This window comes from Paenibacillus vini, assembly GCF_018403325.1.
Lineage (GTDB): Bacteria > Bacillota > Bacilli > Paenibacillales > Paenibacillaceae > Fontibacillus > Fontibacillus vini.
On record NZ_BOSL01000010.1, the window covers coordinates 20,826 to 33,282 of the forward strand.

Sequence of the window (12,457 nt, forward strand, 5' to 3'; positions counted from 1 at the left end):
ATGGGAGAGAGAAAACCAAGAACAACCTGCTCCTTACATTGCTTTGACTCTCCGTTCCTCCCTTCCGGCCTCAAACGAAACGATAGGATGCCCGGTCGCTTCCAGAAGCGGCCTCAGAGAGATCCATAGCGAATTGTTCTTCCGGGAGAACTGCACCGGAGTGAGCGGAGACGATACCTCTACCCCTTTAGATACAAGAGTTTCCTTCAGCGGTTCTATGATAACCGTGGCATCGCCCCATACGATGACCGCGGATTGACTTTGTCCATCCCAGCTAACCTTGGCGCCCAGCCGTTCCATCGTCGAACGAAGCGGAACCATGTACTGGCCGTCTGTAAGCTCATATTCTCCGGCAGCCAGCTTCGTCGCTACCCCTCCGGCCTCCACATACAGCGGCTCTCCCGGACCAAACAAGGCGGCGTTAGGCTCGATATGACTCTCAATCCAGGCCTTGGACGGGGCAGGCTTCGTTTTGATCTTGGAGGCGGCAGCCAGGCTGAATTGAACCGGCTTTTGATCCGGAGAAAGCGAGCGAAAGGTATATCCGTGTTTTTTGTAAAATTTAATGATTTCAGGTAATGCCTTAACAGACTCCTCATGTCCGGTTCCGTCATGCAACAGCACGATCATTTCGTCCTTCAACTTTTCGGAAGTCGCATTCTTGACGATTTCTGCGGCGGGAACACCCCTCCGTTTGGAATCTCCGCTATCCACATCCCAATCGAACACCTTATAACCGCCCTGCTCCAGCAGCTTGAAATAGGTCTCGTCAAAATGTCCGTACGTGCCGCCCGGAGCCCGGACCATAGCCGGACGTACCCCGGTGATTTCACGTACAACTTCCTCGGTCCGCTTGATCTGATCCCAGAAACGTGGAAAGCTGCTATATAAATCGTCATATTCATGATTATACGTATGATTTCCGATGGCATGCCCCGCTTCCTTCATACGTTGAATCAGCTCAGGGGATTGCTTCGCGTGCTCGCCCAAAACGAAGAACGTGGCGGTGACTTCCTCTTCTTTCAATATAGAGAGCACTTGGCCCGTCAATTTGCTTGGTCCGTCGTCAAAAGTAAGGTATACGATCTTTTCAGCCTGAGTAGATGTCGCCCGGGCGGTTGCGGAAGCGGAAACTGCAGACAAGAGCGGTACAGTAACTACCGCTTCCTGCTTAGACTGCACAGCAAGCTCTTGGAGCGGAACAACGGATGCTCCTCCGCCCTCATTTGGATCAGCCCGAACCGCATCCTCCGTACCCGAAGCTGACGCGGGCGCAAGCAAGGGCTGCGCCGATGCCGCAGGCAAAGCGGCTTCGCGCTCTCCGTATAGGAAGGCCGCGGCTATAATTATTAAAATTGCGATAGCTGCCATGCAAAACCTTTTCAAACCGAACATCCACATTTTTCTCATTTATTTCTACCTCCGCCGTTTATATCAATCATTTCTTTGGCTTTCTGGTAGATTGTATGAAGGTAGAGAAGAAAATAGACTTCCTATTCTTTAATCAAAAATTGAGAGATATAGCCACGGCGATTTCCACAAAAAAATAAGGATCGCCCATCGCAAGTCTCTCAGACTGGCGATAAGCAACCCTCTTCTTTAATCCATCGATCGGACGGCCTCCAAGACCTGGTCCGCATGTCCTTTCACCCGAACTCCGCGCCACTCCTTAACGAGTGTGCCGTTCTCATCGATTAAAAAGGTCGAACGCACGATCCCTTCGTATTCCCGGCCGTACAATTTTTTGAGCTGCCAGACGCCGAACATGCGGCAGACCTCATGGTCCTCATCCGACAACAGCGGAAACGGCAAGTTCTGCTTCTCCTTGAACCTGTCGTGGGATTTGACCGGATCGCCGCTGATGCCGAGCACGACTGCCCCCTCCTTCTCCAACTGGCCGCTCCGGTCACGAAAATCGCAGGCTTCCTGCGTGCAGGCCGGGGTCATATTTTTCGGATAAAAATAAATCACGACCTTACGGCCCCGGAAATCGCTAAGTGCCATCTCACCCCCGCCGCTGGCCGGTAGACGAAAGTCAGGAACGGGTTGTCCCATTTGAATCTGTACCTCAGTCATATAATTTCTCTCCTTCTCTCCTTAACCCATCAACAACTTTTGTCAATATATGATAAATTGATTGTAATTATAAAAGAAATTATAATGTAATGATATGAAGACATCCATTTTCGAAGCGAATTCATTCGTTTTTCTCTGAAAGGACGAACAAAATGACAAAACGCACTAAAAGAGCGATCATCTGGTCCGCAGTCGGAGTACTGGTCGTCGTAGCCGCTCTCGTGGCTTACTATTTCATCGCCATTTACAATCAGGTTGACGACTTCCAGAAAACCGGCGAGGATTCACCTTTCTATAATGTTAAACCTACCGAAACCAAGGTACCGGAACCTCCGAAATGGGAAGGAACCGAGCGCGTCAACATCCTGTTGATGGGCGTCGATGCCCGCGGCTTGAAAAAGGGCGAGATTCCCCGTTCCGATACGATGCTTGTAGCCTCGCTTGATCCGGTCGCCAAAAAGGTGAATTTATTCTCCATTATGCGCGATACTTACACGAAAATTCCGGATCATGGATCGGACCGAATTAACAGCGCGATAACGCATGGCCCGAATACGGCGATGAAGGCGGTATCCGATCTGCTGGGCATTCCAATCCAATATTATGTATATACCGACTTCCAGGGATTCATCGAACTGGTGGATGCTGTTGGGGGTGTTGATTTTTACGTCGAAAAAGATATGCACTATACCAGCAAAGCGGATAATCATGAATACGATATCGATCTGAAGAAGGGCCAGCAGCACCTGGACGGGAGTACAGCCCTGCAGTATGTGCGTTTCCGGCATGACGCCTTGTCCGACTTTACGCGGACAGAGCGGCAGCGGAATTTCCTGAAGGCCGTCGCCGATAAAATGAAGTCGACCACCTCCATCATGAAGCTTCCGTCGATTCTGGATAAAGTCAATCCTTACATCGACACCAACCTGTCCGTTGAAGATATGTGGAAGTTGGCCACGGTAGGCTACTCCAGCGAAATGGGCTCCAGCGAACAGATTCCGCCTATGGATCTGCTCGTGGAGAAAAAGGTCGGAGGCTCGGATGTGTTAGGCGTACGAAGCGAGGATCAGCTCAAAGACTTCGTACAGGAAGTATTCAATGGAACCGGAACTACTGACAGCGAAGCGGACACCTCCACCGACGGAAACGGAAACGCCACTCCTTCGGATTCGGGAAACAGCGAGAGTGGGCAGACTACTTCCACCGGACCTTAAGTTCCGGCTTGGAAGCTGAACCTATTCTGAAAGAGGTTATTAAAAAAGTCATCCTTCCACGACGAAGCAGATCATGAAGCGGATTCGACGTCGAATCTTGAATTCAGCCGGGCCTTCCGTTGCTCACGTACCTCATGTACGTTCCGCTACTCAGTCCCTAGCTTCATCCAACCTTCTTGGTCCTGAAAACCTGACTTTTTGAATTCGCACTGAAAGGAAGTTTTACTTTATGAACCGAAAGCAATCAGAGCTTCTGTACGAAGAAGCATTGAAACACATTGTCGGCGGCGTCAACAGCCCCTCCCGCTCATTCAAGGCGGTCGGGGGCGGGGCGCCCGTCTTTATGAAAAAGGCACAAGGCGCACACTTCTGGGACGTTGACGGGAACCGTTACGTCGATTATCTCGCCGCCTACGGGCCGATCATTACGGGGCATGCCCATCCTCATGTCACCAAAGCGATCCAGGAAGCGGCCGCCAACGGTACGCTGTACGGCACGCCGACCGAGCTGGAGATCAAGCTGGCTTCCATGCTGAAAGAAGCGATCCCGTCGATGGACAAGGTCCGCTTCGTCAACTCCGGTACGGAAGCGGTCATGACGACGATCCGGGTGGCCCGCGCCTATACGAAGCGCAACAAAATCATTAAATTTGCCGGATGCTATCACGGCCACTCCGACTTGGTGCTGGTAGCCGCAGGTTCCGGGCCGTCCACGCTCGGCATTCCGGATAGCGCAGGCATTCCGACAAGCATTGCCCAAGAGGTAATTACGGTACCGTTCAACGATGCGGATGCGCTGGGAGATGCTCTTGAGCAATGGGGCGACGATGTAGCCGCCGTCATGGTCGAGCCCATCGTCGGCAACTTCGGTATGGTCATGCCTGAGCCGGGCTTCCTTGAGGAAGTTTGCCGCCTGACACGGTATTACGGCGCTCTCGTCATTTACGACGAGGTCATTACCGCCTTCCGTTTCCATTACGGATCAACACAGACCTATGCTGGTCTTGCCAATCATGATCTGATTAGGCCGGATCTGACCGCGCTCGGCAAAATTATCGGCGGCGGGCTGCCGATCGGGGCTTATGGCGGCAGCAAGGAAGTCATGGAGCAGGTCGCTCCGCTCGGTCCGGCCTATCAAGCCGGGACTATGGCGGGCAATCCCGCATCCATCTCCGCCGGCATTGCCTGCCTGGAGGTGCTTCAGGGAGCGGGCGTCTACGAGGAAATGGAGCGCCTGACTATCAAGCTGACGGACGGCCTCGCCGATTCCGCCCGCCGCCATGGCGTGCCGCTCACGATCAACCGGATCCGCGGCTCCTTCTCCACCCATTTCTGCGACCATCCGGTCACGAATTACGACGAGGCGCAGGATACCGACGGCGAAGCCTTTGCCGCGTTCTTCCGTGCCATGCTGAACCGGGGCGTCAATCTGGCCCCATCCAAGTATGAAGCCTGGTTCCTGACGACGGCGCACACGGAAGCGGACATCGACTTCACGCTGGAAGCGGCGGAGGCGTCCTTTAAAGAGATCAGTTCAAAATAAGCGCACTTAAAAAGGCTGCCCGACGTAGCAAAACTACGCAGGCAGCCTTTTATTATGGAATTACTTATTGAGCTTGGATTTTATCAAAGAAGTTCTCTTGTACATACTGCGCCGCTACATCCAGCTGTTTCTTGGAATCCGTACCTTTCTTGGAGAAGGACTCCTGTACTACATTGGACATCGTCGCATAGAAGTCCTGTGTTCCGAATTGAGCTTCAGGTTTGCCCTCGAGCAAGCCGAAGAGGTTTGGATCGTATTTGAATACATTGTCGTACTTATCATAAATCGACTGGATCTTCGTTGCATACTCCGAATCTTCGCTAAAGTATTCGAGCGGAGTCGGGATATAATATTTGCCTTCCGCCTTACGCGCTTGAATTGTGTCTTCGACGGATTTCAGCGCATCATCGGTAAAGTAGTCGAACGTGATATAACGGAAAGCCATTTCCTGTTCATCTTTTGTTGCGTTCGGATTGATTACAAGGTAGTTACCGCCCAAAATCCCGTAATGCTTGCCGCCTTTTTCCGCAGCCGGCATCGGATAAACGATAACATCTTCAGGCTTCATGCCGCCTTCATTCAATGCGGCTTGAACTACGTCGAACGCTCCGGCGATCACCATAGCCGTCCGGCCTTGTTGGAACGAGCTAATAGCGTCGCCCCAGCCCAGCGCCCAGTCTTGCGGAATCGCATTGGCTTCCCATCTCAGCTTCTTATAGAAATCAAGCGCCTTGACGCCCGCTTCGGAATTGAACACGGCCGTTACTTTGCCGTCCGTATTGGTTTCGATATCCCCGCCAGCTTCAAACAGGAAATTCGTCCAGTTCCAGCCCGCTTCATTTCCTTTACCCATTGGAGCAATTCCGGAAATACCCTTTTTCGGATCTGCCGCCCCTTTAGCTACGTTATACATATCGTCCCAAGTCCAGTCGAGGGCCGGGATTTCGAGGTTCTTCGCTTCCAGGAGCTTCTTGTTCACAACGGTGGACGTAACATAACCATTTTGGGTAATACCGTATACTTTGCCGTCTACGATGAACTGATTTTGGAGAACCGGATTAATGTCATCCTTGTACTCCCAGCCGTTCCACAGTTCCGTAATATCCGCTACCCAACCGCGCTCCACGAGCAATTGCGCTTCGGTCGCCCAGGTGTTATAGAAAGTCGGCGCTTCATTGGACGCCATTTTCACACCGATCTCATTGACGCTGTATTGCCAGTCATCCTTTACGATCGTCACGTTTGGATACTTAGCTTGGAACCGTGCGATCTTATCGTCTTCTTGAGCGCGAAGCGTAGTCTCGTCCGGCAACGGATAGTGGATTTTAAGCGTTACTTTTCTTTGCGTAATATCGTCAGCCGGTTCTTCCGTCTGAGCCGCGTTGCCTCCGTTCGAGTTACTCGGAGCTGCCCCTCCGTTATTGGTCTGACTTTCCGTGTTCTTGTTGCCTCCGCCTCCGCCGCACGCTGCAAGCAGCGAACCGAACAGCATGAGGCACATCAATAATGCTGAGAACTTGCGCATTCAAACTCCCCTTTTCATAAATGTTATCGAGGCTTTAATCCTCATTTAGTTACATTTCTATCTTAGAAGAGAAAACAGTAACCGACGATGTGCATTCATATGACGATCATGCGCAGCACTACGCTAAATGTAAACGCTATCCCTTGACTGCCGTCAGGCTGACACTGCGCACAATAAACTTCTGGAAGGCCAGGAATACGAAGATCGGCGGCACCATGACCATAAACAGAATTGAAAACTTGATGCTGCTGTCCAAATTTCGGGCGTTGATCACGTATTTATAAATGGCGGTTGCCAGCGTGTACTTATCTTCCGTTTGCATGACGAGCGAAGGCCAGAACCAATCGTTCCAAGCCGTGGAGAAAATAAAGATGGATAACGTCGCGAAAATCGGAATCGACAGCGGGATGGCAATTCTTAAATAGCTGGTAAGCTCCGACGCTCCGTCGATCCGGGCCGCTTCAAAAATCTCCGGGTGAATCCCGTCAAAGAAATTTTTCATCAATAAGAAAAAGTACGCATTCGCTCCGGCCGGCAGCCAGAAGGCCCAATACGAATTAAGCAGTCCCAACTCCTTCAGGTTTACGAAGTTCGGAATCATATAGCTGGTCGCCGGAATAAACAACGTCAGCAAAATGAAGAAATATACGGCCCGGCTGTAAGGAACGCGAATTCGCGAAATACTGAACGAAGCCAGTCCGAGTACCATAATGGTCATCACGAGATTACCGAGAAAAATGAACATGGTATTTTTCAGATATACCAGCAAAGGAATGTAGTCCCAGCCCTTGGAGAAATTCTCCCAATGCCATTTGGTCGGAAAGAACTTCGGCGGGAAGGTGTTGATTTCAGGATTGCTCTTCAGACCGTTAAACATGGTCATTGCAATCGGGTACAGCATCGTAAAGGCCATGACGGCAATACATAAAACCATGAAGGCATAGAGTATCTTGTTGACGGGCTTCTGCAAGTCCGAAGGCGACAGTATACCTCTCTCCATCTTAATATTCCTCCCTGTTGAGCTTGAATTGAATGATGCCGAGAATGCCCAAGACCACAAACATAAGCACACCAAGCGCTGTACCGGCTCCGTAATCGAGCTGGGTAAATGCGTTCTTCACCGTAAATAACGCATAGGTCAGCGTAGCTTTGTTCGGACCGCCATCCAGCAAGGCCAACTGGGATTGATAGGCTTGAGATGTACCGATAATTTGCAAAATGAGCATCAGCATGATCAAGCTGCGCATAGAAGGAAGCGTAATATATTTGATCCGGCTCCAAACCCCCGCCCCGTCGATTTCAGCCGCTTCATACCAATCTCTCGGGATACTGAGCACGCCGGCCAGATAGATCAGCATCGCAGATCCGAATTGCTGCCACGTTTCCATGAAAACAATGGATATCATCGAGAAGCGTCCGTCGGAAATAAAAGACACCGGATCAGCTCCGAACCACCCCAACAGGGCATTGATCGGTCCTACCGGATCATACATCCATCTCCACATGCCATACAGAACGACCCCCGGAACGACGAAGGGCAAATAGGCCGCGATCCGGGCGAAGCCTTGAAAGAACTTCAGCTCCGAAATGGCGATGGCCGCCGCGATCGGCACCCAGAACCCCATGACGAGCGTAAGGAACATAAAATATAACGTGTTCTTTACAGAGAGCCACAGGTCCGGATTATTAAAAATCTTGACGTAGTTATCGAATCCGACAAACGTATTGCCTTTTACGAAATCGATGTTGTAAAAGCTGTAGACCATTCCTTTGATGATCGGAACCCATAAAAAAATAATAAAAATGACGATAGCCGGAACGAGAAAAAGATAGCCCCACATATACTTCTTCCAATTTGACGTCCGTTTGAGCTTTTGGGTCTCTTTCTCTGGCCCCTTTACCCTGTTGCCTGGTGAAATCACCGATTGTTCCATGAGTCTCCCTCATTCCTCTTTAGTGTCCAGCTTTCATTTTAGAAAATAGAGAGGAGTTAGAACATGTGTAATACTATGTGAAGTATAGCTGTTACTACTTCTTCAATTCGCTGGGGCTGACGCCAAAAAATTTTTTGAATATTTTGCTGAAATGTTCCGGCGATTCATAACCGACTTGCTCGGCGATCTCATAACGGCGCAGATCCGTATTGAGAATCAGGGATTTGCTCTCTTCCATTCTCAACTTGATCACATACTCCCATAGATTGTAGCCGGTGTTTTTTTTGAAAAGGTAGCTGAGATAGTTGGGGCTCACATGGTTTTTCTTGGCCACGTCATGAATGGTCAGGCCTTTCTGGTTGTAATTCGCTTCGATATATTGTTTGGCGCTCTGAACGATCCGGTTGTTCTGCGAGGTCAATTCTTCAGCGGATGGATCCTGAGCATGGTTGGTCCAGTTGAAATCGCCGTAATAAAAGACGTGATAGTCTCCCTGTTCCCCGCCCCAAAGGACCGCTTTATCACTCTGGCTGTTCAGTACGCTTAAAAACTTCACGCCTTTCAAAATCTGGCTGATCCCGACCGTGGCATCGATTCCAAGATACTTCTTCACATGGTAATGCAAGCTCCGTCCGATCATTTCAAGCTGGTTGATTTTATTCATGTCCAGCTCGGCGTACTCCGCTTCATCCCATTGCAGCAGGATCCTGATGTCCCAATCGGAGAAATAACAGGCAAGCGCGTTCCACTCCTTGTAGAGCAGTTCTTTGGCGACATTCAAAGCCGCGTAACGAAACAGCTTGGCATCTCTATCGTTATACTTGGACTCTTGTTCTGTCCCGCTCGTTTTACGATGATCCAGGCTCAATTTGATGACCGAAAAATAAGGACCGCGAACTCCCAATTCCGACTCCAGTTCCCGCTCCGCGACTTCGTCTCCCCCAGCAGAAGCAGTTGCCAGCAATGCCTTTAACCGTTCATTTTGTTCCGGGTGAAGCTCTTCCATGTGGAAAAGCTCGGTATCCTGCAACAAAAAATCATCGATTTGCGGCACCGGCTTATCCATCTTAAGCAGCGCGTTGCGGACCGAATCGAGAAATTGCTCGCTGCCCAGCGGTTTGATCAAATAGTCTCTGGCTCCGAGCCGGAGCGCCATTTGCGCGTATTGAAAAGTCTCGTGCGCGGAAATAATGATCGTTTGCACCCAGGGCTTGATCATTTTCGCTTGGTGCATCAGCTCGATGCCGTTCATCTCGCCCATCTGAATATCCGTGACGAGCAAATCGATCTCTTCCATACGGACATAGTCCAGCGCCTCATGTCCGCTATAGGCGGTGTAAATCGCTCTAATGCTTAGTCCGGACGAGGTTAATAGTCCCGCTAGCCCTTTGCAAATCAACGGTTCGTCGTCAACGACCAAAATGTTGTACATGTTAGATTCCCCCTGGCTGATTATTCTTGCGACAGAATCGTTCTCGGGAGATGTAGTGTCACCATCGTCCCGCCTCCTTGGCGCTCCGCATAGGTCAGACCGTATCCCGGTCCAAAATGCAGGAGAATACGCTGATGGATATTGCGAATGCCATATCCGAAAGCCGGATTCGGGCTTTCCTCCTCCAGCAGTTGATTGATTTTGTCATAATCGACTTGCTTATATCCGTTGTCTTCGATATGCAGATAAATATTTTCCTCGTCTCCGTAGGCTCTGATCGCGATTTCCCCGTCCTCGCCCATATGCTTCACCCCGTGGATAATCCCGTTCTCAATCAAGGGCTGAAGCGAAATCTTGGGAATGACAACCGGAAGCAAGTCCTCGGGAATGCTGATCGATACTTTGAATTGATAGTCGTACCGGTGCTGCTGAAGCTTGATATAAGCCGATGCATGCTCCAGTTCTTCCTCCAGCGTAATCAGTTCCCTTCCCCGGCTAAGGCTGATTTTCATCAGCTTGGACAACTCCTTGATCATCTCCGCCGAGGCGTTGTTCCCCTCCATGGAGCTTTTCCAGTAAATACTCTCCAACGTGTTGTACAGCAGATGGGGATTGATTTGCTGATAAAGGATTTGCAGCTGCGACTCCTTCTGCTTCAGATCCATGGTGTATTTGTAATGAATCAGATCGTTCAGACGGCGAGCCATGTCATACGTCGTGGACATCAGTACGCCAATCTCATCATTTTTGTTGTTTAGACGCGGTGTTTCCGGCACTACGTTTCCGGGTTCATACCGCCTGACGAAATAAACCAGCTTCTGAATCGGCATCATGAGCGAGCGCCAAAAATAGAGCATGAAGATCAGGCTGCCGGCAAAGAAAACGATCGAAATCAGCTGGATGACCTGCTTGATCTCATTCTGCTGCTGCAGCAAAGCTTGCACCGGCACCTTGTAAACCAGCTTTTGCTTCATAATGCGATTATAATTAATGACATAAATAAACTTGTCGGTGATAATATCCTTCACGCCGATGGCGGAATCGCCCATGTCCGCTTCGGGCGGCAATTCCAGCACTGCGCTGTGCTCCTTTGTTCTGGCGGTCAAGATCCGGTTGTCGTAATCCGTAAAATACAGCTCCCCTTCCGGCAAGGACACGGTTTGCAGGGATTCGCCGATCCGTCCATCCAGATTCGTCACGACCAGCACCCCGATCGTCCCGTTCTTGTAGATATTGTTGATCGCCCGGACGTAAGCGAGTGTCTTCTGGCTTCCCTGTCCTTTGGTAGGCAATGACAAATGTTCGAGCAGTCTGAGGTAGCCCTCCCCTTTCTTCTCCACCGCTTCATCGAACCATTCCGGTTTTTCCTCGTCCCCGAAGAAGTACACCCCCGATTTTCGAGGTCCCGGATAAAACGGCGCGAAGAAATAGGTATTCTCCGGGTCATAGACATAAAGTGAATAATACAGCGGCTCGCGCTCATCCGTTTCCTGCGAATAATTGTTTAACAGGCCCTCCAGCTTTTCGTACTTTTTCACCCTTTCCAGCACCGTTTCTTCGCTGGAAACTGAATTCAATTGCTGTACCTGCGAATTCTGGAACACGGTGGACGTGACCTTGTTTACCGCTTCGATGTCACGGTTGATAAGCCGGAAATTTTGTTTGCTGAGCTCGATATAGGCATTCGTGACATGCCGTTTCAATATTTGCCCGGCCCGGTAATTGCCATAGGAATTCAACACGAACAGCGGGATGATGATCACGAGAAATAGCAGTAATAACTGCTGCTTCACGTTCATTTTATTGAGCGGATTGGTGAGTTTAGGTTTCAACGGTTTTGCCCCCTGACCCTTTAAGTGTAGCAAGATTAAAATCACGCAAGCATGTGCGTTTCTACGTACATCATGAGCGTTTCTCCGATCCAACTTCGCTCCGTGTGCCGTTTCCTCCCTAGTGTAATGGATTTTGGGCGACTTGCCAGTAAAAAATAAATCGCGGTGACATGAAAAAAGACCCTGGGCTATACCAGGGCCATAATTCCAAATTCTATTGTATTCCTATTCGGGTTCTAATGAATTTCAGCCAGTTCGTACAGGCCGTTAATCACGCGATCGGCTTCCGCCAAAATATCCGCACTTCCGATGCCGACCACCTTGCTGCCGGCCGCTTTCCCCGCCTGCACTCCGGCCGCCGCGTCCTCGAACACGACGCATGCCGACGGCTCCAATCCCAGCGCGGCGCTGGCCGCCAGGAACACCTCGGGGTCCGGCTTTGCCTTGGACACTTTCGTTCCGTCGATGACCGCATCGAACAGCTCCGCAATCCCGAGCCGGTTTAGAATAAACTCCGCATTTTTGCTCGCCGAGCCGAGGGCAACCTTAACTCCCCTGCTTCTAAGTTGCAGTAAATACTCCCTCGCTCCCGGCAAAATCTCCGAAGGCTCCAGCCGGGAAATATAGTCCACATACTCCTTGTTCTTGGCGTCAGCCATCTCGAGCCGCTCCGCTTCGTTCGCTTCAACACCGCCGACTTCCAGCAAGATTTGCAGCGATTCCATCCGGCTGACCCCTTTAAGCCGTTCGTTGTCTTCCTCGGTAAATTCAAACCCGAGCCGCTTCGCCAGCGAGCGCCAAGCCAGGTAGTGGTATTTCGCCGTATCCACGATCACTCCGTCCAAATCGAAGATCGCGCCTTTCATCGTTTCCAGCATGATGTTCTCTCCTTGCTTGATTC

General features: G+C 50.5%; 10 protein-coding genes. 2 read left to right on the top strand and 8 right to left on the bottom strand.

The features are described 5' to 3' along the window. Positions 1-33 precede the first annotated feature (33 nt). Entirely contained in the window at positions 34-1,410 is a 1,377-nt protein-coding gene (locus tag KJS57_RS15540; RefSeq protein WP_244861585.1) for a polysaccharide deacetylase, read from the bottom strand. A 189-nt stretch (positions 1,411-1,599) separates the two neighbouring features. Next, positions 1,600-2,076 carry a thioredoxin-dependent thiol peroxidase gene (gene bcp / locus KJS57_RS15545; RefSeq protein WP_211023623.1) on the bottom strand — a complete coding sequence of 159 codons (477 nt, stop codon included), beginning with the start codon at positions 2,074-2,076 and terminating at the stop codon, positions 1,600-1,602. A 152-nt stretch (positions 2,077-2,228) separates the two neighbouring features. Between bcp and KJS57_RS15550 the strand changes: the two genes are divergently transcribed. Both KJS57_RS15550 and KJS57_RS15555 read left to right on the top strand, forming a co-directional pair. After that, positions 2,229-3,290, top strand: coding sequence for an LCP family protein (locus KJS57_RS15550; RefSeq protein WP_213655504.1), 1,062 nt, complete (start codon positions 2,229-2,231; stop codon positions 3,288-3,290). Positions 3,291-3,519: 229 nt separating this feature from the next. Further along, positions 3,520-4,833: a glutamate-1-semialdehyde 2,1-aminomutase gene (locus tag KJS57_RS15555; RefSeq protein WP_213655505.1), complete on the top strand. Its 1,314-nt coding sequence runs from the start codon at positions 3,520-3,522 to the stop codon at positions 4,831-4,833. Between the two features lie 64 nt (positions 4,834-4,897). On the opposite strand, the gene KJS57_RS15560 is transcribed toward KJS57_RS15555, so the two are convergent. From KJS57_RS15560 to pgmB, 6 genes are all read right to left on the bottom strand, one after another. Continuing rightward, a complete protein-coding gene (locus KJS57_RS15560) occupies positions 4,898-6,358 on the bottom strand; it encodes an ABC transporter substrate-binding protein (protein WP_213655506.1) in 1,461 nt (486 codons plus the stop codon). Between the two features lie 136 nt (positions 6,359-6,494). Next, entirely contained in the window at positions 6,495-7,358 is an 864-nt protein-coding gene (locus KJS57_RS15565) for a carbohydrate ABC transporter permease (RefSeq protein WP_211023631.1), read from the bottom strand. A 1-nt stretch (position 7,359) separates the two neighbouring features. Next, positions 7,360-8,292, bottom strand: coding sequence for a carbohydrate ABC transporter permease (locus KJS57_RS15570; RefSeq protein ID WP_211023633.1), 933 nt, complete (start codon positions 8,290-8,292; stop codon positions 7,360-7,362). Positions 8,293-8,386: 94 nt separating this feature from the next. Beyond that, the gene (locus tag KJS57_RS15575; RefSeq protein ID WP_213655507.1) at positions 8,387-9,724 is read right to left on the bottom strand and encodes a response regulator transcription factor; all 1,338 of its coding nucleotides are present in this window, start codon (positions 9,722-9,724) and stop codon (positions 8,387-8,389) included. Positions 9,725-9,744: 20 nt separating this feature from the next. Then, positions 9,745-11,556, bottom strand: a complete 1,812-nt coding sequence (locus KJS57_RS15580) for a sensor histidine kinase (protein WP_211023637.1) — start codon at positions 11,554-11,556, stop codon at positions 9,745-9,747. Positions 11,557-11,792: 236 nt separating this feature from the next. Continuing rightward, positions 11,793-12,434: a beta-phosphoglucomutase gene (gene pgmB / locus KJS57_RS15585; RefSeq protein ID WP_213655508.1), complete on the bottom strand. Its 642-nt coding sequence runs from the start codon at positions 12,432-12,434 to the stop codon at positions 11,793-11,795. Positions 12,435-12,457: the final 23 nt, after the last annotated feature.